General features: G+C 72.4%; 22 protein-coding genes. 7 read left to right on the top strand and 15 right to left on the bottom strand.

Translation table 11 applies throughout. From position 1 onward, the window contains the following. Window positions 1-17: 17 nt before the first annotated feature. Window positions 18-1,301, bottom strand: a complete 1,284-nt coding sequence (locus ACFQ79_RS14415; protein ID WP_383582844.1) for an MFS transporter — start codon at window positions 1,299-1,301, stop codon at window positions 18-20. A 62-nt stretch (window positions 1,302-1,363) separates the two neighbouring features. On the opposite strand from ACFQ79_RS14415, the gene ACFQ79_RS14410 reads away from it, so the two are divergent. Then, the gene (locus ACFQ79_RS14410) at window positions 1,364-2,377 is read left to right on the top strand and encodes a LysR family transcriptional regulator (RefSeq protein WP_383582841.1); all 1,014 of its coding nucleotides are present in this window, start codon (window positions 1,364-1,366) and stop codon (window positions 2,375-2,377) included. Here the strand turns inward: ACFQ79_RS14410 and ACFQ79_RS14405 are convergent. The 3 genes from ACFQ79_RS14405 to ACFQ79_RS14395 all read right to left on the bottom strand — a co-directional run bounded on the left by ACFQ79_RS14405 (window position 2,363) and on the right by ACFQ79_RS14395 (window position 5,054). Further along, entirely contained in the window at window positions 2,363-3,139 is a 777-nt protein-coding gene (locus tag ACFQ79_RS14405; RefSeq protein ID WP_383582839.1) for an alpha/beta hydrolase, read from the bottom strand. The two genes, ACFQ79_RS14410 and ACFQ79_RS14405, sit on opposite strands and share 15 nt — an antisense overlap. A gap of 93 nt (window positions 3,140-3,232) precedes the next feature. Then, entirely contained in the window at window positions 3,233-4,276 is a 1,044-nt protein-coding gene (locus ACFQ79_RS14400) for a S66 peptidase family protein (RefSeq protein WP_383582837.1), read from the bottom strand. A gap of 4 nt (window positions 4,277-4,280) precedes the next feature. Beyond that, window positions 4,281-5,054 carry a GNAT family N-acetyltransferase gene (locus tag ACFQ79_RS14395; RefSeq protein WP_383582835.1) on the bottom strand — a complete coding sequence of 258 codons (774 nt, stop codon included), beginning with the start codon at window positions 5,052-5,054 and terminating at the stop codon, window positions 4,281-4,283. A 105-nt stretch (window positions 5,055-5,159) separates the two neighbouring features. Here ACFQ79_RS14395 and ACFQ79_RS14390 point away from each other — a divergent pair, with 105 nt between their 5' ends. Continuing rightward, on the top strand, window positions 5,160-6,314 hold the full coding sequence (locus tag ACFQ79_RS14390) for an adenosine deaminase (protein ID WP_383582833.1): 1,155 nt from the start codon (window positions 5,160-5,162) through the stop codon (window positions 6,312-6,314). Window positions 6,315-6,487: 173 nt separating this feature from the next. Continuing rightward, window positions 6,488-6,859 carry a hypothetical protein gene (locus tag ACFQ79_RS14385; RefSeq protein WP_383582831.1) on the top strand — a complete coding sequence of 124 codons (372 nt, stop codon included), beginning with the start codon at window positions 6,488-6,490 and terminating at the stop codon, window positions 6,857-6,859. Window positions 6,860-6,942: 83 nt separating this feature from the next. On the opposite strand, the gene ACFQ79_RS14380 is transcribed toward ACFQ79_RS14385, so the two are convergent. The 5 genes from ACFQ79_RS14380 to afsQ1 all read right to left on the bottom strand — a co-directional run bounded on the left by ACFQ79_RS14380 (window position 6,943) and on the right by afsQ1 (window position 10,717). Beyond that, window positions 6,943-7,143, bottom strand: coding sequence for a PspC domain-containing protein (locus tag ACFQ79_RS14380; protein WP_073910162.1), 201 nt, complete (start codon window positions 7,141-7,143; stop codon window positions 6,943-6,945). Between the two features lie 90 nt (window positions 7,144-7,233). Continuing rightward, window positions 7,234-7,770 (bottom strand): VanZ family protein, encoded by a 537-nt coding sequence (locus tag ACFQ79_RS14375; RefSeq protein ID WP_383582829.1) that lies wholly within the window; start codon window positions 7,768-7,770, stop codon window positions 7,234-7,236. A 138-nt stretch (window positions 7,771-7,908) separates the two neighbouring features. Continuing rightward, window positions 7,909-8,517, bottom strand: a complete 609-nt coding sequence (locus tag ACFQ79_RS14370) for a hypothetical protein (protein ID WP_383582826.1) — start codon at window positions 8,515-8,517, stop codon at window positions 7,909-7,911. Beyond that, window positions 8,514-10,043, bottom strand: coding sequence for an ATP-binding protein (locus ACFQ79_RS14365; protein ID WP_383582824.1), 1,530 nt, complete (start codon window positions 10,041-10,043; stop codon window positions 8,514-8,516). The genes ACFQ79_RS14370 and ACFQ79_RS14365 overlap by 4 nt, the downstream gene beginning before the upstream one ends. Continuing rightward, the gene (gene afsQ1, locus ACFQ79_RS14360; RefSeq protein WP_017239746.1) at window positions 10,040-10,717 is read right to left on the bottom strand and encodes a two-component system response regulator AfsQ1; all 678 of its coding nucleotides are present in this window, start codon (window positions 10,715-10,717) and stop codon (window positions 10,040-10,042) included. Before afsQ1 ends, ACFQ79_RS14365 begins: the two co-directional genes overlap by 4 nt. A 170-nt stretch (window positions 10,718-10,887) precedes the next feature. On the opposite strand from afsQ1, the gene ACFQ79_RS14355 reads away from it, so the two are divergent. Continuing rightward, window positions 10,888-11,607, top strand: coding sequence for a SigE family RNA polymerase sigma factor (locus tag ACFQ79_RS14355; RefSeq protein ID WP_030318346.1), 720 nt, complete (start codon window positions 10,888-10,890; stop codon window positions 11,605-11,607). A 143-nt stretch (window positions 11,608-11,750) separates the two neighbouring features. On the opposite strand, the gene ACFQ79_RS14350 is transcribed toward ACFQ79_RS14355, so the two are convergent. Continuing rightward, window positions 11,751-12,446: a uridine kinase gene (locus ACFQ79_RS14350; RefSeq protein ID WP_383582821.1), complete on the bottom strand. Its 696-nt coding sequence runs from the start codon at window positions 12,444-12,446 to the stop codon at window positions 11,751-11,753. A 61-nt stretch (window positions 12,447-12,507) separates the two neighbouring features. Here ACFQ79_RS14350 and ACFQ79_RS14345 point away from each other — a divergent pair, with 61 nt between their 5' ends. Continuing rightward, the gene (locus ACFQ79_RS14345; RefSeq protein ID WP_383582818.1) at window positions 12,508-12,906 is read left to right on the top strand and encodes a hypothetical protein; all 399 of its coding nucleotides are present in this window, start codon (window positions 12,508-12,510) and stop codon (window positions 12,904-12,906) included. Here the strand turns inward: ACFQ79_RS14345 and ACFQ79_RS14340 are convergent. Continuing rightward, on the bottom strand, window positions 12,839-14,371 hold the full coding sequence (locus tag ACFQ79_RS14340; RefSeq protein WP_383582816.1) for an MDR family MFS transporter: 1,533 nt from the start codon (window positions 14,369-14,371) through the stop codon (window positions 12,839-12,841). The two genes, ACFQ79_RS14345 and ACFQ79_RS14340, sit on opposite strands and share 68 nt — an antisense overlap. A gap of 3 nt (window positions 14,372-14,374) precedes the next feature. Next, window positions 14,375-14,965, bottom strand: a complete 591-nt coding sequence (locus tag ACFQ79_RS14335; RefSeq protein ID WP_383582814.1) for an NADPH-dependent FMN reductase — start codon at window positions 14,963-14,965, stop codon at window positions 14,375-14,377. A gap of 114 nt (window positions 14,966-15,079) precedes the next feature. Between ACFQ79_RS14335 and ACFQ79_RS14330 the strand changes: the two genes are divergently transcribed. Continuing rightward, window positions 15,080-15,814 (top strand): TetR/AcrR family transcriptional regulator, encoded by a 735-nt coding sequence (locus ACFQ79_RS14330; protein WP_383582811.1) that lies wholly within the window; start codon window positions 15,080-15,082, stop codon window positions 15,812-15,814. A 70-nt stretch (window positions 15,815-15,884) separates the two neighbouring features. On the opposite strand, the gene ACFQ79_RS14325 is transcribed toward ACFQ79_RS14330, so the two are convergent. The 3 genes from ACFQ79_RS14325 to deoC are packed head-to-tail and all read right to left on the bottom strand — an operon-like array spanning window position 15,885 to window position 19,172. Beyond that, window positions 15,885-16,778 carry an aldehyde dehydrogenase family protein gene (locus ACFQ79_RS14325; RefSeq protein WP_383582809.1) on the bottom strand — a complete coding sequence of 298 codons (894 nt, stop codon included), beginning with the start codon at window positions 16,776-16,778 and terminating at the stop codon, window positions 15,885-15,887. Then, window positions 16,771-18,207, bottom strand: coding sequence for an aldehyde dehydrogenase family protein (locus tag ACFQ79_RS14320; RefSeq protein WP_383582807.1), 1,437 nt, complete (start codon window positions 18,205-18,207; stop codon window positions 16,771-16,773). The genes ACFQ79_RS14325 and ACFQ79_RS14320 overlap by 8 nt, the downstream gene beginning before the upstream one ends. 5 nt (window positions 18,208-18,212) lie before the next feature. Further along, entirely contained in the window at window positions 18,213-19,172 is a 960-nt protein-coding gene (gene deoC / locus ACFQ79_RS14315; protein WP_383582805.1) for a deoxyribose-phosphate aldolase, read from the bottom strand. Window positions 19,173-19,448: 276 nt separating this feature from the next. On the opposite strand from deoC, the gene ACFQ79_RS14310 reads away from it, so the two are divergent. Further along, window positions 19,449-20,786 (top strand): hypothetical protein, encoded by a 1,338-nt coding sequence (locus tag ACFQ79_RS14310; RefSeq protein WP_383582803.1) that lies wholly within the window; start codon window positions 19,449-19,451, stop codon window positions 20,784-20,786. The last annotated feature ends 93 nt before the right edge of the window (window positions 20,787-20,879 follow it).

The raw sequence follows: 20,879 nt of genomic DNA, 5'->3' as shown, positions 1-20,879 counted from the left end.
ACGGGATCCGGCCGGAATCAGCAGGACGCGGCGAGCCGTACCCGCCGTGCCTCCACGCGCGCGCTGTGGCTGCCGTACAGGGTCACCGAGACGACACCGAGGACCGCGACGAGACCGATCAGGACGGTCCCGGCCCACCCGCCCGCGTGGAACGCGATCGCGCCGAGCGTGCCGCCCGCGCTGCTGCCCAGGTAGTACGCGGACTGGTAGAGCGCCGAGGCCTGCGCGCGGCCCGTCGTGGCCGTACGGCTCACCGAGGAGGAGGCGACCGCGTGGCCCGCGAAGAAGCCGGCCGTGATCAGGACGAGGCCCGCGAGGACCGCAGGCAGCGCGTCGGAGAGCGAGAACAGCAGGCCCGCGGCGGTGGTGGAGACCGCCAGGTAGAGCGCCCCGCGCCGGCCGAGCCGGCCGACGAGCCGGCCCGCCGCGGCGGAGGAGACCGTGCCGACCAGGTAGATCAGGAAGATCGAGCCGATCACGCCCTGCGGCAGCGAGAACGGGGCCTCGACCAGGCGGTAGCCGATCACGGTGTACACCGCGCCGAACACCGTCATGAACAGGGCGCCGATCACGTACAGACGCATCAGCAGCGGGTCCGCGAGGTGCGTGCGCACGGTCCGGGCGAGCGCCTTCGGGTTGAGCGTGCCGGGTGTGAAGTGCCGTGCCTTCGGCAGCAGCGCCCGGAAGGCCAGCGCGCACAGCAGGGACGTCAGGCCGACGGCGGCCAGACCCGCCCGCCAGCCCCACATCTGGGCCACCCAGCCGGTCACCAGACGGCCGCTCATGCCGCCGATCGAGTTGCCCGCCACGAACAGGCCGACCGCGGCGATCAGCGCCTTGGGGCGGACCTCCTCGGCGAGGAAGGCCATCGCGGAGGCCGGAAGACCGGCGAGCGCGGCGCCCTGGATCGCGCGGAGGGCGATCAGCGACTCCAGGTTCGGGGCGAGCGGCACGAGGAGCGCGAGGCCGACCGCGACCGACAGGGAGGCGATCATCATCCTGCGCCGGCCGAAGCGCTCCGACAGGGCGCTGAGCGGGATCACGCACAGGGCGAGGGCGCCGGTCGCGGCCGAGACCGTCCAGGAGGCGGCGGAGGCGGTGGCGCCGAACTCGGCCGAGATGGCCGGGAGCAGGGCCTGCGTGGAGTAGAGGAGCGCGAAGGCGGCGAGGCCGGCGGCGAAGAGCGCGAGGCTCATACGGCGGTAACCGGGGGCGCCGGGGGCGAGGCGGGTGTCGGCAGGGGCGGGGCGGGTGTCGGCGGACGCGTGGGTGGCGGCCGCCTTGGTACTGGCGGAAGGCATGTCTCGAACGTAGGACGCCCCGCTTCATGCGTCCAATGCACGGAACTGCTGTAATCGTTCCCATGGTGCATGAGTACAGGTCACAGCCTCGCCTGTCACCGAACAGTAACGAAGAAGACATGGGACTGCTGCTCGCCCCGCGGCTCGCGTACTTCGCCGCGGTCGCCCGGCACGAGCACGTGACCAGGGCCGCGGCCGAGATGGGCGTCCCGCAGTCCACGCTCTCCCGCGCGATGGTCCGGCTCGAACAGGACCTCGGCGTCACCCTCTTCGCCCGCCGCGGCCGCACGGTCTCCCTCACCCCCGCCGGGCGCCGCTTCCTCACCGCCGCCGAGCGGGCCCTCGCCGAGGTCGAGCGCGCCGCCGACACCGTACGGGCCGACGCCGACCCCACCGCGGGCCGCGTCGCCTTCGGCTTCCTCCACACCATGGGCTCCGAGACCGTCCCCGGTCTCATCCGCGCCTTCCGCGTCGACCACCCGGGGATCCGCTTCACCCTCGTCCAGAACTACGGCGAGGCCATGATCGAACGGCTCAGGGCGGGCGACCTCGACCTCTGTCTGACCTCGCCGGTGCCCGACGCCCCCGACCTGGTCGCCCGGCGCCTCGACGAGCAGCGGCTCCGGCTCGTCGTCCCCGACGACCACCGGCTCGCGGGCCGCAAGCGGGTCCGTCTCGCCGAGGCCTCCGACGAGACCTTCGTGACCCTGGAGCCGGGGTACGGGCTCCGCCGCATCACCGACGACCTGTGCGCGGAGGCCGGCTTCAAGCCCCGGATCGCCTTCGAGGGCGAGGAGGCCGAGACCCTGCGCGGCCTCGTCGCCGCCGGCCTCGGTGTCGCCCTGCTGCCCCCGCCGGCGGTGCCGCGCCCCGGCGTCGTCGAACTCACCGTCACCGCGCCGCGCGCGGTCCGCGAGATCGGCGTCGCCTGGCTGGACGGCCACCCGGACACCGCCCCGGTGGCAGCCTTCAAGAAGTTCCTGCTCGGCAGGCGCGGCCATCTGCTCCCGAAGGAGCCCGCGGCGCCCCTCCTCCCGCCGGAGGCCGACGACAGGGAGCCCTCACCTCCGGAGTGAGCCCCCGAAACCCGCCGCGAGCGGCATCCGCAGGCCCAGCGGCGGGGGAGCGGCCATCGCGTCGGCCACCGGCCGGGCGACCGGCCGGGCGAAGAGCGCACCGAGCACGAAGTCGGCGGCCAGAGCCCGCACCTCGTCCGCGTACTGCCGCAGCGCGTGACCGTCCGAGTGCACCTCGAACCGGCAGGTGTCGCGGTTCGCCTTCTTCGCCCGCTCGGCGTACCGGAACGACAACTCCGGGTCCGTGCGGGCGTCGTTGGTGCCGTGCACGAGCAGCACCCGGCGGCCCACCAGCTGCCGTACGGACTCCGGCTCCGCCGCCATGTCGTCCTCCGGCAGCCACGGGGCGAGCGCGAGGACCGCGCCGACCGCGCCGTGACCGGCGGCCCGCAGGGCAGCCCTGCCCCCGAGGCCGTGGCCGACGAGACAGACCGGGACGTCGCCGTAGCGCCGTACGGCCTCCGCGACGGCCCAGGAGGCGTCCGCCGCGAGGTTCGCGTCGGTGCCGTTCCAGCCGCGCCCGCGGTAGCGCACCACATGGGCGACGAGCCCCTCGGACCGGCCCGCCCTGACCAGTCCGCGCCCGAGCGGCAGCATCGCCGCGTGCGCCAGCCCGGAGGCGCGCCGCCCCGACACCGGATCGCCGTCCGGAAGGAGCAGCACCACGCCGCCCACCGCCGCGGACGTGCGGGAACCTCCAACGGGCCGACCGAGCCGGGGTCTCCGGGAGTCGGGCGGCCCCACGAGTGCGAAGTGCGCCATGACAGAACAGTCTCAGAAGGAGAGGTGTACGCCAGTCGTACGCGCGGTCTCTGTTACGTATCGTCCGGCGGGGCACCGTCGTCCGGCCGGATGTCAGTACGTGACGGTGATGCGCCGCGCGGGACCGTCGACGCGGATGGGGCCACCGCACGGGAGCACCAGCTGCGGGTCGGTGTGCCCGAAGCCGACGTCGAAGACCGCCATGGTCTCGGGCGCGTACTCGCTCAACGCCCTGAGCACCGCCTCGCGTTGGGCCTTCCGGTACGCGGCCCGGGCCGGCGCTTCGAGGGGCTGCTCGAAGCTCCAGCTCTTGGCCCGGGCCATCAGGACGGCCGGGAACCGCCGCAGCAGCCCGCGCTCTCCCATGTTCCGCAGGATCCGGTACACCTCGTCGGCGCCCGGCATCTCCTCGGAGGTCTCCAGGAAGAGCACCTGCCCGTCGTACTCCTCGACCGGCAGGATCTCCCGGTCCGCCATCAGCATCCAGGCCAGGATCTCCAGGCAGCCGCCCCAGCCGGCCCCGGTGACGACCCGGTCGGCGTTGTGCCAGAACCAGCCCTCGCCCGGCTCCATCACCGGTTCGCGCGCGAAGGTCTCCGGTGTCTCCCACCGTCCGTTGACGTCGCCGACGTCCGCCGACGGCGTCAGCTCGTACGGGCCGGAGCCGAACAGCGCGGCCCGCAGGGAGTCCGCCGTCCGCGGGTGGAGCGCCCCGGGCCGGCCGAGCTCCACCATCACCGAGCCGCCGTGGTAGCTCACGACGCCGAGGTTGCGCAGGAAGAGCAGCAGGTTGGTGTTGTCGCTGTACCCGAAGAACGGCTTCGGGTGGGCGCGGATCAACTCACGGTCCAGATGGGGGAGCACGGTGATCTGGTCCTCGCCGCCGATGGTGGCGATGACGGCCCTGATCTCCGGGTCGGCGAACGCGGCGTTCAGATCGGCGGCGCGTTCCCGGGGCGTCGAGCCCCAGGCGCGCGTGGTCGGGTACTCCACCGGGACCAGGCCGAACTCCCGCCGCAGCCGGTCGAGACCCAGCTCGTAGGGCATCGGGAGGAGCCCCGGCAGGCCGCTCGACGGGGAGACGACCGCGACCTTGTCGCCGGGCCGCGGCTTGGGCGGGTGCACAGGTGTCGGCATGCCGTTACCCCCTCTCGAAGCTGTGGACGGTGTCGACGACGACGAAGCCCTTGCGCCCGTACCAGCGGTCCGGCCACTTCGCCTTGTTCGCGCTCAGGAAGCGGAGGTCGCAGCCGGCCTCGGCCGCCAGGTGCAGCGCCGTGTCGAGGACCCGTCCGGCATGGCCGCGCCCGAGGTGCGCCTCGGCGGTCACCAGGTCCTCGATCCGGGCGATCCCGACCGCCGGGTCGAGGTACAGGTCGACCCACGACGCCACCTCGCCGTCCTCGGTGTACGAGGCGAGGAACCGTACGTCGTCGGCGGCCCCGAGCCGGGCGCGCCGCCGCTCCACCAGGTGGTGGACCTCCTCGTCGGACACCCCCGGCGCGAACCGGTGCCAGGCCTCCGCGGCCGGCGCGCGCAGCTCCTCCATGCCCACCTGCCGGGCCCCGCCGTGCGCCGGGACCGGACCGGTGTGCCGCATGAGGTACGTGGCCGCGTGGCTGTAGCCGGCCTGCTCCAGCGGGCCGCGGCAGGCGGCCGCGACCTCGTCGTCGACGACGTACACGAGCCGGTGCGGGAGGTGGCCGAGCAGTTCCTCGGCCCGCGCGGGCAGCGCCTCGGGGTCGGTCGCGCCGTCGACCAGCAGGTGGTTGTTGCCCCGGGAGTGCGTGTACCGGTCGTCGAGCGCGGCGAAGCCGCCGGGGAATTCGACGACCCGGTCCGCCTGACGTCGGTGGAAGCCGGAGAAGGACTCGTGGATGCGCCGCAGTTCGGCGTCGGAGGTCGCGGAAGTCATGGGCCCACGCTAGGTGTTCGCGATTCCGGGCCGCACCCGAAAAACCCCGGGACGGACGCGGCGCCACGGGGCGCGCTCTACGCGCGTAGGGGCTAGAGTGCGGAAATGACGAGCCAGACCCCCAGCGTCCCCACCGCGGACCAGATCCGCCGTGCCCCGAAGGTGCTGCTCCACGACCACCTCGACGGCGGACTGCGCCCCGGCACGATCATCGAACTCGCCCGGGAGCAGGGCTATCAGCAGCTCCCCGAGACGGAGCCCGACAAGCTCGGCATCTGGTTCCGCGAAGCCGCCGACTCCGGGTCCCTCGAGCGGTACCTGGAGACCTTCGCGCACACCTGCGCCGTCATGCAGACCCGTGACGCCCTCTTCCGCGTCGCCGCCGAGTGCGCCGTCGACCTCGCCGAGGACGGCGTCGTGTACGCGGAGGTGCGCTACGCCCCCGAGCAGCACCTGGAGGCCGGCCTCACCCTCGAGCAGGTCGTCGAGGCCGTCAACGAGGGCTTCCGCGAGGGCGAGCGGCAGGCCAGGGCCAACGGGCACCGCATCCGGGTCGGCGCCCTGCTCACCGCGATGCGGCACGCCGCCCGCGCCCTGGAGATCGCCGAGCTCGCCAACCGCTACCGCGACACCGGTGTCGTCGGCTTCGACATCGCGGGCGCCGAGGCCGGCTACCCGCCCACCCGCCACCTCGACGCCTTCGAGTACCTCAAGCGGGAGAACAACCACTTCACGATCCACGCCGGCGAGGCCTTCGGGCTGCCCTCGATCTGGCAGGCGCTCCAGTGGTGCGGCGCCGACCGGCTCGGGCACGGCGTCCGGATCATCGACGACATCGAGGTCGCCGACGACGGCTCGGTGACCCTCGGCCGGCTCGCCGCCTACGTCCGCGACAAGCGGATCCCGCTGGAGATGTGCCCGTCCTCCAATCTCCAGACCGGTGCCGCGGCCTCGTTCGCCGAGCACCCCATCGGCCTGCTCCGCAAGCTGCACTTCCGGGCCACGGTCAACACCGACAACCGGCTCATGAGCGGGACCAGCATGAGCCGTGAATTCGAGCTGCTGACCGATGCATTCGATTACACGCTCGATGACATGCAGTGGTTCACGGTCAATGCGATGAAATCAGCGTTCATTCCTTTCGATGAACGCCTGGCCATGATCAACGAGGTCATCAAGCCCGGATATGCCGAGCTGAAGTCCGAATGGCTGTTCCAGCAGACCGCCACGACCAGCGACTCTTCCCGTACGGCGGGCTGAGCGCCACCCCGTCAAGGGGAACCGAGCGGCCGGGAAAGGTACGACACCCGGCCGCTTTCCGGTGTTTGCGGACGGGTCGATCACTGGTTAGGTTGCAGAGCCGCTCTGCATTCCCAGGATTTCCCCGTCCGGCTTTCCCGGAAGCCCCCGGATTCCCCAAGGAAGATTTTCAGATGAAGCAGTCTGCCGCCAAGAAGCTCGGTGTCGCCGCTCTCGGTGCCGCTTTCGCCGCTGCCGCCGCCGGCACGGCCTCCGCCGCGCCGTCCCTGCCGCTCAACGCCGACGCTGTGGGCACGGTGACGAAGGCCGTTCCGCTGGGTGCCGACCTCACCACGCTCCCCGACGGCGCGGCCGAGTCCCTCGGTGCCGGCCAGGGCGCCCTCGGCCAGGGTCTCGACCAGGGCGTGAAGACCCTCCCGGCCGCCGCCGGGCAGGCCACCCAGAACCTCCCGCTCGACGCCGCCGCCGGCGGCCTCGGCGCCACCCCGCTGGGCGGCCTCCTCGGCGGCCTGCCGCTGGGCGCCGGCGGTCTGCCGATCGGCTGACCCCGGGGGCCGTACCCGGCTCTCCGTACGCCGAAGGGGCGCGCACCCGGTCTCCCGGGCACGCGCCCCTTCGGCGTGGGCCGTCACCAGGCGGAGGTGGCCTTCCGCTCGTCCGGCAGGAAGATCCACAGGCCGAGGTAGATCAGGAACTGCGGGCCGGGCAGCAGGCACGAGACCAGGAAGATCAGACGCATCGTGTTCGCGGAGATGCCGAAGCGCCGGGCCAGGCCCGCGCACACTCCGCCGATCACGCGTCCGTCACGAGGGCGGGTCAGTGCGGCCATGGTGGGCTCCTTCGGAGTCGGTCCGGGAGCCGCTCCGTCGGGCTCCCGATGACTCCATGGTGCCGCCGGAAGGCCTTCCGGGGCGTCGGTCTACCGGGCGATCGGGACCCTGGGAATCGTCGGGGTCGCACCCTGAGACCCCTCGTTCCGCAGCAGGGCCGAACCCCGGCCCGGACTGCTCCCCGCGGAGGAGCCCGCCCGCCCCTCGTCCGACCTGCGGCGCAGCCAGGTGCGGCCGGCCGGAACGAAGAGGAGATGCGCGAGCGCCACCCCGGCGGTGTTCAGGAGGACCGAGTCCACGTCCACGACCTGACCGGGCACGGCGGTCTGCAACAGCTCCACGGCCAGGGACACCAGCGCGCCCGCGGCGGTCGTACGGGTGAGGGAGGCCCACCCGGAGACATGGAGCCGTCCGTCGGCCATCGGGAGCAGGATCCCGAGCGGGGCGAGCAGCAGCAGCCCCTCGCCGATCAGCCGGGCGGCCTCGGCGGTACCGAGGGCGAGGTCGGCGCGGAGGCCGTCGAGGGGGACGATGTTCGGGGCGGTGACCCAGGCGACGTCCCGTGGGCGCAGGCTGACCCAGGCGACGAGCAGCAGATGCGCGAGGACGAGGGCGAACCCTGCCACGCGGACGACCACGGCGGCACTGCCGCCCGAACCTTGACGCTGCACGCCCCCCAAGACGCCCCGAACCACGCGTCCGGTTCCGCCGGACCCGGGGCGACCCGCTGTGCGCGCCGCGCCGACGCGCACAGGGCGGGGGCGTCAGCCCGGGGCGGGGGCCGTGGGCGGGGTCGATTCCGGGCGTTCGCGGAGTTCGGTCGTGCAGCGGTAGCGCTTCGGCGCGTACGCGCCCGGCCCGCCCAGCAGCACCGTCTGCTCCCCCGCCCCCGCCGAGCTCGCCGCGAACGTGCAGACCAGCTGGGACAGGGCCGTCGGGGCCAGGTCCTCCGGCTGGCGGCTCAGCCGCAGGGTGCCCGCCGGGTCGCCCTTGTGGCCGCCGCCCACGACCAGCGGGCCGCGGACCGCCGTCGTGAACCCGGCCCGCTGCTCGCTCTCCGAGGGTTCGGCCAGCAGTTGCGCGAGCAGCCCGGACGCCGTGCGCACCGGGTCGCCGCCCGCCTTCTCCTCCGGCAGCGAGCGCCGGTCCACCGCCTCGAGCTGCGAGCCGCAGACGAGGAACACCCGGACCGGCACGCCCTGCACCGCCGAGCTGGTCGTCCCCTCCTGGGTCACGCTGCAGGGGACCCGGGACGGGGCCGCGCCGGCGTCCACCGGGACCGACGTGGTCCTGATCCCGCAGCCGGTGGCCAGTGCGGTGAGTGCGACGAGTCCGGCCGTCACGGCCGTACGCCCCACGGTGCGGCGTCTCACGCTTCCTCCACCTCGCCCTGGCTGCTGCGGGTCTGCACCTCGCGGGTGATCCCCGACGCGTCGAGCGGCAGCCGCAGTACGAACACCGCGCCGTCCACCGCGCCGTCCTCGCCGACCGAGTTGGCGGCGGTGATGGAACCGCCGTGGATCAGCGCGTTCTCCATGGCGATCGACAGGCCGAGCCCGCTGCCCTCGGACCGGGGCCGGGACGCGCTCGCCTTGTAGAAGCGGTCGAAGACGTGCGGGAGCACCTCTTCGGGGATGCCGGGGCCGTGGTCGCGTACGGCGATGACCAGTTCGTCCTCCTCGGTGCGCACCGAGACCCGGACCGGCGAACCGCCGTGCTTCAGGGCGTTGCCGATCAGGTTCGCCAGGATCACGTCGAGCCGGCGCGGGTCGAGGGGTGCCACGATGCCGCGCTCGGCGTCCAGGTCGACCGCGTCGAGCCAGGCGCGCGCGTCGATGCACGCGGTGATCTGGTCGGCGATGTCCACCTCGTCGAGGACGAGCCGGGCGGTGCCCGCGTCGAAGCGGGTCACCTCCATCAGGTTCTCGACCAGGTCGTTGAGCCGCCGGGTCTCGCTGACCACCAGGGCGACGGCCGGGGCGATCATCGGGTCGAGGGAGTCCTGCTCGTCCTCCAGGACCTCGGTGACGGCGGTGAGCGCGGTCAGCGGGGTCCGCAGCTCGTGCGACATGTCGGCGACGAACCGCCGGGAGGACTCCTCGCGGGCGCTCATGTCCGCGACCTTCTTCTGCAGGGACTCGGCCGCGCTGTTGAACGTCCTGGTGAGATCGGCCAGTTCGTCGGCGCCGGTGACCCGGAGCCGGGTGTCGAGCTTGCCCTCGCCGAGCTGCTTGGCCGCCTCGCCGAGCCGGTGCACGGGACGCAGCACGGTCGTCGCCGCGACCTGCGCGAGCAGCACGGAGCCGGCCACGGCGAGCGCGGTCGCGATTCCGAGCGACCAGGCGAGCGAGTTCAGATCGGCCTTCTCGGCGGCCAGCGACTTGAACATGTAGCCGGCGGGTCCACCGCCGTCGATCCGCGTCCCGCCGACCAGGTACGGCGTCCCGTTCCGCTCCGTGCGCTGCCAGAACAGGTGGTACGGGTACGGGTTGGCCTCCGTCACCGGCCGCTCGGTGTCCACGGCCTCGCGCAGCGGGCGCGGCACGTCGGCCAGGGTGAAGTCGTCCGGGTCCGAGGCGCCGACGATCGGCTTGCCCGCGTCACGCTCGCCGAGCAGCAGCACCTGGTAGTTGGCGCTGCCGGTCGCCATCAGCTCGGCCGTCCGCCGCAGGTCCTCCTGCGTGGGCCGCAGCGGCAGCGTCGCCGCCCGGTTCTGCATCTCCTGCCGGAAGTCGTTGAGCGCCCCGTCCTGGGTACGCGTCAGTACCGCCTCGCGGTTCAGCCAGTACGCGATGCCGGAGGCGGCGACGGCCGCGGTGAGCGCGACCAGGGCGAAGACGACGACAAGACGCAGCCGCAGGCTGGAGAGACGCAGCCGCGTGACGATCCCCTTGCTCACGCAGGAACGTCCAGCCGGTAGCCGACCCCGCGCACGGTGCGGATGAGCGTCGGCGAGGACGGCACGTCCTCCACCTTGGCGCGCAGCCGCTGCACACAGGCGTCGACGAGCCGCGAGTCACCCAGGTAGTCGTGCTCCCAGACGAGCCGCAGCAACTGCTGCCGGGAGAGCGCCTGTCCGGGCCGGCGGCTGAGCTCCAGGAGCAGCCGCAGCTCGGTCGGGGTGAGCTGGAGGTCCTCGCCGTTCTTGGTGACCGTCATCGCGGAGCGGTCGATCACCAGCGAGCCGTAGGTCGCCGAGTCCGTCGACTCCCGCTCCCCGCGCCGGAGTACGGCCCGGATCCGGGCGTCGAGGACGCGGCCCTGCACCGGCTTGACGACATAGTCGTCGGCTCCGGACTCCAGGCCCACGACCACGTCGATGTCGTCGCTGCGCGCGGTCAGCAGGATGATCGGCAACTGGTCCGTGCGGCGGATCCGCCGGCAGACCTCGAAGCCGTCGATGCCGGGCAGCATGACGTCGAGCACGACCAGGTCCGGCCGCTGCTCGCGCAACAGCTGGAGGCCGTCCTCACCGGTCGCGGCGGTGGCCACCCGGTGGCCCTGCCGCGACAGGGAGAGTTCGAGGGCCGTGCGGATGGCGTCGTCGTCCTCGATCAGCAACAGAAAAGGCACGGGCAACATTCTGTCGCATTCGGCCGTCCGAGTTCGACCGCTGGGAGGCGCGCTTCTGTCCGGGGCCCTGTGACACGCCTGTGACAGTCGGCGGACAACGCCATGAAGTCCGATGGGCAAGCTTCATTGCACACGGACCGAAACACACTCCAACCGACGGGGGGCGCCGGATGAACGCACTGCACAGCACCACCTCAAGCGCAGTAGTCACGCGTCTCCACGACGTCGTGCGGAGCACGGAGAAGTCCGGCGCGGTGAACGGGCGGGGGTGCGTTCGCAGCGTCGGGCGTCAGCGCAAGGCGCCGTACATGGTGGCCATTGCTGACGGGGGAGCGGCGTACGGGGAGGTCACGGGGGAGCGCAACTGTTCGGAAGCCGAGTTCACGGCTTACGTCCAGGAGCGTCGTGCCTCCCTGTACGCCACCGCCTACCACCTCACCGGTGACCGGTTCGAGGCCGAGGACCTGCTCCAGAGCGCGCTGTTCTCCACGTACCGCGCCTGGGAGCGGATCAGTGACAAGGCCGCGGTCGGCGGATACCTCCGCCGCACCATGACCAATCTGCACATCAGCGCGTGGCGCCGGCGCAAGCTCAACGAGTACCCGACCGAGGAGCTCCCGGAGACGGTGGGCGAGACGGACGCGATGCGCGGCACGGAGCTGCGCGCGGTGCTGTGGCAGGCGCTGGCCCGACTGCCCGAGCTCCAGCGGACGATGCTGGTGCTGCGCTACTACGAGGGCCGTACCGATCCGGAGATCGCGGAGATCCTGGACATCAGTGTCGGCACGGTGAAGTCGAGCATCTGGCGGTCGCTGCGGCGACTGCGCGAGGACGAGGTGCTCAGCTTCGGCCGTGACGAGGAGGAGTCCTTCGGCGAGCTGGTGGCCTGAAGGCCGGGGGAAAGACCCACGGGGGCTACGGGGGAAACGGAGCCGTCGGGGGAGCACGGGGGAACCGTACGGGGGTACGGGGAACAGCGACGCGGGTCGTACGAGCTGGGGGGCTCGTACGACCCGCGTCGTGTTGTCGGGTCTCAGCTCGCCGCGGGCGTGCGGTGGCGGCCCGCCGCCGCCGCTGCCAGCCGGCCCAGGGCCTCCGGCTTGGCGCAGGGGTGGGCGCCGAGTTCCGACTGGCGGGCGACGATCGCCCGCTCCGCGCGCATCAGGCGCCAGCCGCGGCGCAGCAGGAACGGGACCGACTTGCGGCCCTCGCGCAGGTCGCGGGCGAGCCGGCGGCGGAAGGTCGTCGAGGGGCGGCCGCGCAGGCAGAGCGCGTCGGCGAGGACGTCGAGCTCACGGCAGCGCGCCACGATCTCGGCCGCGAAGATCCCCTCCGCCACGAACAGCGGCGTCCGTCCGATGTCCAGCCGCTCGCGGTCCACCCGGGAGCTGGTGGCGAGGTCGTACACGGGGACGTCGGTCCGTCCCGTGCGGCACAGTTCGACGATGGCGGCGACGGCCACGTCCGCGTCCCAGGACCCCGGGGAGTCCCAGTCGATGTCCGCGCTGCCCTCCACGAGAGGGAGGGTGGGGTCGTCGGCCTCCTTGTAGAAGTCGTCGAGGCGCAGCACCGGGAGACCGGTGACGGCGGCGAGGGACGACTTGCCGGAGCCTGAGGGGCCCGCGAGCAGGACGACGCGGGTCGGGATCGGTTGGGAACTCACGGGACACCAGTGTGAAGCATTCCCCCGTGCAGGGGACCCCCGAGGAAGCCCGTTGGTATCGAGCATCACACCTCAACTACTGTCGGTGTCCGCTCGGTCACCCCGTGGACATCTCGGAAGGATCATCATGGCGCGTCACGCAGAATCCCGGAGCCCCCGTCGCAGCGCCCTGCTCACGGCAGGTCTCACCGTCACGGCGGCGGGCGCGGCGGTGTTCGGCGCCGGTGCGGCGGCGCAGGCCGTGGCCCCGGTGCCGCTGCCCGTCGACTCGCTGACCAGGACGGACGCCACCGCGGCCGGTGCGGGGGCGCTGTCCGGTGTCACCCACGGGATCGGCCCGCTGACCCGGCTCCAGCTCGACCCGCTGGCCAACACCGGCGTCGACCCGCTCGACAACGGCCTCGGCACCCAGGTCGCCGACTTCAAGCCGGTGGGCACCAACCTGGTGACCGACCACCTCACGAAGGGCGGGGCAGTGGCCGATCTGCCGGTGGCGGGTCCGCTGACGCGGGGGCTGCTTCCGTAACGGAGCCGGCTTCGGGCCGCAGCGAGGTGTCCCGTACGAGCCAGGCCACGGCGAAGGCCACGGCGGCGAGCAGTGCCGTGCCGAGCAGCACCCCGTGCACCCCGCTCGTCACCGCCGCCCCCAGGCCCTCCCGTGCCGGCTCCGGCAGCCGCAGGGCCTGCGCCGGGGTCAGACGGGTGTCGGCCCCGTCGAGGCGCGCGGTGAACACCGCGCCGAGGACGGCCACGCCGAGCGAGCCGCCGAGCGTCCGCACGAGGGTGACGGTGCCGCTGGCCGCGCCCATGTCGCGCGGCTCGGCGCCGTACATCGTGACGAGCAGCGTGGCCTGCATGAGGAAGCCCATGCCCGCGCCGACGACCACGGTGAGCCCGGAGGCGACGGCGACGGGGGTGTCCACGTCGAGCAGCAGCAGGACGAGCGCGCCCGCCGTCATCAGCGCTCCGCCGGCGATCGGGTACATCCGGTAGCGGCCGGTGCGGGCGATGATCCGGCCCGAGGCCAGCTGCGCGGCGACCATGGCGAGCATCAGCGGGAGCAGCAGCAGTCCGCTCGCGGTGGACGACTGTCCGCGGGCGAACTGCAGGTACTGCGGAAGGTAGTTCAGGGCGGCGATCATGCCCGCGCCGACCAGGAGGCTCAGGATCTGCGCCAGTGTGAAGTTGCGGGTGCGGAAGAGCCGGGGCGGGATCACGGGCTCCTCGGCCCGCCGCTCGACCCGGACGAACCAGGTGAGCGCGACGGCCGCGAGCGCGCCCAGGGCGAGGATCCGGGGTGAGGTCCAGGCGTGGGCGGTGCCGGCCCAGCCGGCGAGCAGGGTCAGCGCGAGGACGCCGGTGGTCAGCAGCAGGGCTCCCGCCCAGTCGACGCGGGCTCGGACGCGCGGGGTCCGGACGCGCAGGCGGAGCGAGACGATCAGCAGGGCGGCGAGGCCGACGGGCAGGTTGACGTAGAAGGCCCAGCGCCAGTTCAGGTGGTCGGTGAGGAGGCCGCCGAGGAGCGGGCCGGCGGCGAAGGCCGCCGGCAGCATCGCGCCGGTGACTCCCTGGACCCGGGCGCTGTCCTTCGGGGCCACCAGGGTGCCGATGAGGGCGAAGGCGCCGACCATCAGGCCGCCGGCGCCGATGCCCTGGAGGGCGCGGAAGGCGATGAGCTGGCCCATGTTCTGCGCGAGGCCGGAGAGGACCGACCCGGCGAGGAAGACGCCGACGGCCGAGAGGTAGGCGCCCTTGCGGCCGTGGAGGTCGCCGAGCTTGCCCCAGAGCGGGGTCGCGACGGCGGCGGTGAGGAGATAGGCGGTGACGACCCAGGACAGCCGGTCGAGGCCGCCGAGTTCGCCCGCGATGGTGGGGAGGGCGGTGCCGACGATCGTGCCGTCGAGGGTCGCGAGGACGACGCCGAGCATGAGCCCGGTGATGCCCAGGTAGGGGATGCGGGTGTCCTGCGCGGGAGGCTGAGGGGACGTCATGGCTCAGGCCGCGTACGGCTTGTTCGTGCGGGCCTCGCGAAGTGCCTCGCCCCACCAGACGAGTTGGTCGAGCATCGCCTTCGCCGCGGTGTCGGTGGCAGGGTCGACGGCCCGGCCGTTCTCGTCGAACCGTCCCCAGACGCCCTGGAGTCCGACCGTCTCGCGGATGGTGACGGCGTGCAGCTCGGCGAAGACGCCCCGCAGGTGTTCGACGGCGCGCAGGCCGGCGGAGAAGCCGCCGTAGGCGACGAAGCCGACGGGCTTCGCGTGCCATTCCCGGTTGTGCCAGTCGATCGCGTTCTTCAGGGCGGCCGGGTAGCTGTGGTTGTACTCGGGGGTCACCACGACGAAGGCGTCGGCGGCGGCCAGGCGCGGTGACACGGCGGCGAGCAGGGCGCGGTCCTCGGCGCGCTCGGGGGCCTGGCCGAGGTGCGGGAAGACGGTCGGCAGCGGGGTCTCCGCCAGGTCGATCAGGTCGGTGGTCAGGTCCGGACGGCCGGCGGCGTGGGTGAGCAGCCAGTTCGCGACGACGGGGCCGAGACGGCCGTCGCGGGTCGAGCCCTGGATCACGGCGAGATGGAGCGGAGTGGTCATGGGTTCCCCCTGGAACATCGATGTGTACGTCGTATACCGACTGGTGTACAACGTACACGTCGGTGTGTACGGCGTCCACAAGGCATACGCTGTACGCGAGAGAGGGAGGCCCCAGTGGCGAAGAAGGAAGAGGCGGACGACGTCTCGCTGTGGGAGCGCCTGGAGCGGCCCGCGGCGGCACCGCGGGCGTCCCTCAGCGCGGGGAGGATCGCCGAGGTCGCGATCGGCATCGCGGACCGCGAGGGTTTCGCCGCCGTGACCATGAGGAAGGTCGCCACCGAACTCGGCGTCGCGCCCATGGCCGCCTATCGGCACGTCAACGGCAAGGACGAGCTGTGGGCGCTCATGATCGACCGGGTCTCCGGCGAACTGGCGCCGGTGGACGAGGTCTCCGGCTGGCGGGACACGCTCCGCGCGTACGCCCTGCGGACCCGGGAGATGATGCTGCGCCACCCCTGGCTGGCCCATATGCCGGCGCCGCTCTTCGCGCTCACCCCGACCCGGATGGCGGCGGCCGAGCGCCAGCTGGCCTCGCTCGACGGGCTCGGGCTCGACGCCGACACGATGATGGCCGCGTTCCGGGCGGTCAACGCGTACGTCCACGGGGCCACGCAGTCCGAGGCCGCGCTGCGGCAGTACATGGCGGAGCAGGGCTGGCAGAGCGCCGACGAGACCCGCCGGGGACTCGCCCCGCAGATGTCGTACCTGATGGAGACCGGGCGCTACCCGACCTACCGGCGGTACACCCAGGGGGCCGCGCGCAAGGACGACGCGGCCTGGCAGTTCGAGACGGGACTCGACTGCGTGCTCGACGGCGTGGCGGGGCTCGTGGAACGCGGCCGGGCATGACGACGGGCCCCCGGGATCACCCGGGGGCCCGTCGGACCGGACCGCTCAGCCGGTCGGAGCGGTCGCGTACCTAGTACGAGGAGCCGCTCGCGCCCAGCGAACCCGTCGGGTGCCAGACCGTCTTCGTCTCCAGGAACGCCGTCATGCGGTCCGTGCCCGGGGACTCGGCGAAGTCCTCCGTGCGCGGGCGCAGGACGCGCTTCAGGTTGTCCGCCGCCGCGATCTCCAGGTCGCGGGCCAGGTCGCCCTCGGTCGCGCCCGTCAGGTCGATCGCGTTGACGTCCTGGTGGGCCGCCAGGTGCGGGCCCATCTCCGCGGCCTTGCCGGAGAGGATGTTGACGACACCGCCCGGCAGGTCGGAGGTGGCGAGCACCTCGCCCAGCGAGAGGGCCGGGAGCGGGGCCTTCTCCGAGGCGATGACGACCGCCGTGTTGCCCGTCGCGATCACCGGGGCGATCACCGAGACCAGGCCGAGGAAGGACGAGTCCTGCGGGGCCACGACCGTGACGACACCGGTCGGCTCGGGCGTGGAGAGGTTGAAGTACGGGCCCGCGACCGGGTTCGCACCGCCCACGACCTGGGCGATCTTGTCCGTCCAGCCTGCGTACCAGACCCAGCGGTCGATCGCCGCGTCGACGACCACGGCGGCCTTCGACTTCGACAGGCCCTCCGCGTCCGCGACCTCGCGGACGAACTGGTCCCGGCGGCCCTCCAGCATCTCGGCGACGCGGTAGAGGATCTGGCCGCGGTTGTACGCGGTCGCGCCCGCCCAGCCGCCGAAGGCCTTGCGCGCGGCGACGACCGCGTCACGGGCGTCCTTGCGGGAGGAGAGGGGGGCGTTCGCCAGCCACTTGCCCTTGGAGTCGGTCACCTCGTACACCCGGCCGCTCTCGGAGCGGGGGAACTTGCCCCCGACGTACAGCTTGTAGGTCTTGAAGACGCCAAGACGGGTCACGTCAGACATCGAGGTAGGCCTCCAGACCGTGACGGCCGCCCTCGCGGCCGAAGCCCGACTCCTTGTAACCGCCGAACGGCGAGGTCGGGTCGAACTTGTTGAACGTGTTGGCCCAGACGACACCGGCACGGAGCTTGTTGGCGACCGCCAGGATGCGGGAGCCCTTCTCCGACCAGATGCCGGCGGACAGGCCGTACTGGCTGTTGTTCGCCTTCGCGACGGCCTCGTCGGGCGTACGGAACGTCAGCACCGAGAGGACCGGGCCGAAGATCTCGTCGCGGGCGACGGTGTGCGCCTGCGTGACGTTCGTGAAGAGCGTCGGGGCGAACCAGTAACCGGCCTCGGGGATGTCGCAGGCGGCGGTCCAGCGCTCGGCGCCCTCCGCCTCGCCCTGCTCCACCAGCGAGGTGATCCGCGCCAGCTGCTCCGAGGAGTTGATGGCGCCGATGTCGGTGTTCTTGTCCAGCGGGTCGCCGAGGCGGAGGCTGCTCAGACGGCGCTTCAGGCTGTCCAGCAGCTCGTCCTGGATCGACTCCTGGACGAGGAGGCGCGAGCCCGCGCAGCAGACCTGGCCCTGGTTGAAGAAGATGCCGTTGACGATGCCCTCGACGGCCTGGTCGATGGGGGCGTCGTCGAAGACGATGTTCGCGCCCTTTCCGCCCAGCTCCAGGGTGACCTTCTTGTCGGTGCCGGCGATCGACCGCGCGATGGCCTTGCCGACGGCGGTCGAACCGGTGAAGGCGACCTTGTTCACGTCCGGGTGCTCGACCAGCGCGGCGCCCGTGTCCCCGTACCCGGGAAGGATGTTGACGACGCCCTTCGGCAGCCCGGCCTGGCGGCAGATGTCCGCGAAGAACAGGGCGGTCAGCGGGGTCGTCTCGGCCGGCTTCAGGACGACCGTGTTGCCGGTCGCCAGCGCCGGGGCGATCTTCCACGCCAGCATGAGCAGCGGGAAGTTCCACGGGATGACCTGGCCGGCCACGCCCAGCGGCTTCGGGTTCGCCCCGTAGCCCGCGTGGTCGAGCTTGTCGGCCCAGCCCGCGTAGTAGAAGAAGTGCGCGGCGACCAGCGGGAGGTCCGCGTCGCGCGTCTCCTTGATCGGCTTGCCGTTGTCCAGCGTCTCCAGGACGGCCAGCTCGCGGCTGCGCTCCTGGATGATCCGGGCGATGCGGAAGAGGTACTTGGCGCGCTCGGAGCCCGGCAGCGCCGACCACTTCTCGAACGCCTTGCGGGCCGCCTTCACCGCACGGTCGACGTCCTCGGCGCCCGCCTGGGCGATCTCGGAGAGGACCTCCTCGGTGGCGGGGGAGACGGTCTTGAAGACCTTGCCGTCGGCCGCCTCGACGAACTCGCCGTCGATGAAGAGGCCGTAGTTCGGGGCGATGTCGACGACGGACCGGGACTCGGGCGCCGGTGCGTACTCGAATGCAGATGCCATGTTGATCAGTCCACCGTCACGTAATCGGGGCCGGAGTAACGGCCGGTCGCCAGCTTCTGGCGCTGCATCAGCAGGTCGTTGAGCAGGCTGGAGGCGCCGAAGCGGAACCAGTGGTTGTCCAGCCAGTCCTCACCCACGGTCTCGTTGACGAGAACCAGGAACTTGATCGCTTCCTTGGTGTTGCGGATGCCGCCGGCCGGCTTCACGCCGATCTGCACGCCGGTCTGCGCGCGGAAGTCGCGCACGGCCTCCAGCATGAGCAGGGTGTTGGCCGGGGTGGCGTTGACCGCGACCTTGCCGGTCGAGGTCTTGATGAAGTCCGCGCCGGCCATCATGCCGAGCCAGGAGGCGCGGCGGATGTTGTCGTACGTGGACAGCTCGCCGGTCTCGAAGATCACCTTGAGCCGGGCGCGGTCGCCGCACTCCGCCTTGATCGCGGCGATCTGCTCGAAGACCTGCAGGTAGTGGCCGGCGAGGAAGGCGCCACGGTCGATGACCATGTCGATCTCGTCGGCGCCCGCGGCGATGGCGTCCGCCGTGTCGGCGAGCTTCACGGGGAGCGCGGCGCGGCCGGCCGGGAAGGCGGTGGCGACCGAGGCGACCTTGACGCCGGAGCCCGCGAGAGTGGCCTTGGCGGTGGCCACCATGTCCGGATAGACACAGACGGCGGCGGTCGTCGGGGTCGTGCGGTCGGTCGGATCGGGACGGACGGCCTTGGCGGCGAGCGCCCGGACCTTGCCCGGGGTGTCCGCGCCTTCGAGCGTCGTCAGGTCGATCATGGAAATGGCCAGGTCGATGGCGTACGCCTTGGACGTGGTCTTGATCGAGCGGGTGCCGAGGGACGCGGCGCGCGCCTCCAGGCCGACGGCGTCGACGCCGGGCAGCCCGTGGAGGAAGCGGCGCAGCGCACCGTCGGACGCGGTCACGTCGGCGAATGCGGATGCTGCGTGTGCAGTGGTGGGCATGGTCACCAGTCGAGCATATCTACGCGCGTAGCGACCTGTACAGGGGACGGTCTTCGCAGAGCCCGAGGTCACAGGCGGGAGGTCGGCGTGGTGACGTGCGGAGGGAGGGCGGGTGAGCCCTGTCACAGGCCCGTGACATGGAGCGGACAAGTCCTGGAAACAAGATCAATAGATTCTTTCTCAGCAGCCGGCCAGACCTCGCCGAACCCCCCGAACGGACTGAGAAAAAGCGGCATGCGACTCACGTATCCACCTGCCTGATCTCCAGGAGTCGTTATGCGCACCGCCCTTCGCACCGCCATCGCCACCGCCCTCGTCGCGGGCGTGGCCCTCACCCCCGCCGTGGCGGCGGGCACCGCCTTCGCCGCCGGACCGGTCACCGCCGCTCCGGCGGTCACCTCGCCTGCGTCGGCCGGCGTGCGGTCCGCCGACGTCAAGCCGTCCGACGAGATTCCGGCCGAGGCCGGCACGGACGCCTCGGACGCGGCGAAGACCACGAAGGGCCCGAAGGACCCGAAGGGCGCGAACGGCGCGAAGGGCGGGAGCACCGCGCAGACCCCGGAGGCCGGGACCGCCGCGGATTCCGCGAAGGGCACCCTCGTCCGTACCGAGACCCTCCTGACCGGCACCGTCGCCAGGATCTACAAGGTCAACGAGCAGAACCACCGTGCCGAGCTGTTCCGCGAGGGCCGGCCGGTCGGTGTCCTGGAGGCCGTCACCCGTTCCGTCGCCGGCCAGGACAACGGCGAGTTCTTCGTCCTCAACCCCGACGGCACCACCCACAACTGGGCCGGCAACATCGCGGGACCCAAGCCCGGCACCTACCGGCTCGCCGACGGGACCGTCGTCCAGCTCGGCAAGAAGGACGGCCGTTTCGGCCTCCAGCTGATCGAGAACGGCACGGGCCGCGGCTACACCTACGTGACCGGCGTCCGCTCCGTCTGGACCTTCGGCAGGGCCGTCGTCGTCCTGGAGCAGGACGGTCAGTTCGCCGCGTACGTCCCCGGTTCGCCGAAGCAGGCCGCCCCGCGCCTCGTCGAGGCCCCGGACACCACGCCCACCTCCGCGCCCACCCCCGGGCCCGTCGTCACCCTCGGCGAGTGCACCGTCCGACAGGACATCCCGTCCGTCTTCGCCCTGCTGACCGTGACGCTCACCAACGACCTGGAGAAGGGCCCCAAGGCCGTCCTCAAGGACGAGGCGGGCAAGCCCATCGTCACCGTCGACCGCGCCCACGCGGCCGACCTCGGCATGGGCCTCACGATCAAGGACGCGAACACCGCCACCCCGCAGCTCGGGCAGCGCACCCAGGGCGGCGACACGCCCTACCTCTGGACCGCCTTCCCGAAGCTCCCCAAGGGCTGCGAGAAGGACCCGGCCACGCCCACCCCGGCGCCGTCGGTCACCACCCCGGCCCCCGCGGGCAACACCGGCACCACCACGAACACCGGACAGACCTCCGTCGTCCCGAAGGGCGGTGTCGCGGCCGGCGCCGAACTCGGTGCCGGGAGCGACGGCACCGCGCTGATCGCGGCCGGTGCGGGGGCGGCCTCGCTGGCCGCCGCAGGGCTCGGCTTCGTCGTCCTGCGCCGCCGGTCCGCCGCCCGCGTCTGACCGGGAGCCCGGCTCCCGGACCCCGGCCCGGGCCTCCCGGGTCCGGCCCCCGACTCCCTGCCCCTTGACCCGAGCGGGAGCACCACCCCACCC

The organism is Streptomyces sp. NPDC056480, from assembly GCF_042795405.1.
Lineage (GTDB): Bacteria > Actinomycetota > Actinomycetes > Streptomycetales > Streptomycetaceae > Streptomyces.
This window is presented reverse-complemented; position numbering and strand designations above follow the sequence as displayed.

Bases quoted from the DNA above. Each gene is read 5' to 3' on its own strand.
- ACFQ79_RS14400 (WP_383582837.1), bottom strand. From the start codon at position 4,276: ATGCCGACACCTGTGCACCCGCCCAAGCCGCGGCCCGGCGACAAGGTC.
- ACFQ79_RS14335 (WP_383582814.1), bottom strand. From the start codon at position 14,965: ATGACCACTCCGCTCCATCTCGCCGTGATCCAGGGCTCGACCCGCGAC.
- ACFQ79_RS14380 (WP_073910162.1), bottom strand. From the start codon at position 7,143: ATGGCCGCACTGACCCGCCCTCGTGACGGACGCGTGATCGGCGGAGTG.
- ACFQ79_RS14350 (WP_383582821.1), bottom strand. From the start codon at position 12,446: ATGCTCGATACCAACGGGCTTCCTCGGGGGTCCCCTGCACGGGGGAAT.
- ACFQ79_RS14345 (WP_383582818.1), top strand. From the start codon at position 12,508: ATGGCGCGTCACGCAGAATCCCGGAGCCCCCGTCGCAGCGCCCTGCTC.
- deoC (WP_383582805.1), bottom strand. From the start codon at position 19,172: ATGCCCACCACTGCACACGCAGCATCCGCATTCGCCGACGTGACCGCG.
- ACFQ79_RS14325 (WP_383582809.1), bottom strand. From the start codon at position 16,778: ATGTCTGACGTGACCCGTCTTGGCGTCTTCAAGACCTACAAGCTGTAC.
- ACFQ79_RS14410 (WP_383582841.1), top strand. From the start codon at position 1,364: ATGGTGCATGAGTACAGGTCACAGCCTCGCCTGTCACCGAACAGTAAC.
- ACFQ79_RS14405 (WP_383582839.1), bottom strand. From the start codon at position 3,139: ATGGCGCACTTCGCACTCGTGGGGCCGCCCGACTCCCGGAGACCCCGG.
- ACFQ79_RS14310 (WP_383582803.1), top strand. From the start codon at position 19,449: ATGCGCACCGCCCTTCGCACCGCCATCGCCACCGCCCTCGTCGCGGGC.
- ACFQ79_RS14340 (WP_383582816.1), bottom strand. From the start codon at position 14,371: ATGACGTCCCCTCAGCCTCCCGCGCAGGACACCCGCATCCCCTACCTG.
- ACFQ79_RS14385 (WP_383582831.1), top strand. From the start codon at position 6,488: ATGAAGCAGTCTGCCGCCAAGAAGCTCGGTGTCGCCGCTCTCGGTGCC.
- ACFQ79_RS14320 (WP_383582807.1), bottom strand. From the start codon at position 18,207: ATGGCATCTGCATTCGAGTACGCACCGGCGCCCGAGTCCCGGTCCGTC.
- ACFQ79_RS14355 (WP_030318346.1), top strand. From the start codon at position 10,888: ATGAACGCACTGCACAGCACCACCTCAAGCGCAGTAGTCACGCGTCTC.
- ACFQ79_RS14415 (WP_383582844.1), bottom strand. From the start codon at position 1,301: ATGCCTTCCGCCAGTACCAAGGCGGCCGCCACCCACGCGTCCGCCGAC.
- ACFQ79_RS14395 (WP_383582835.1), bottom strand. From the start codon at position 5,054: ATGACTTCCGCGACCTCCGACGCCGAACTGCGGCGCATCCACGAGTCC.
- ACFQ79_RS14390 (WP_383582833.1), top strand. From the start codon at position 5,160: ATGACGAGCCAGACCCCCAGCGTCCCCACCGCGGACCAGATCCGCCGT.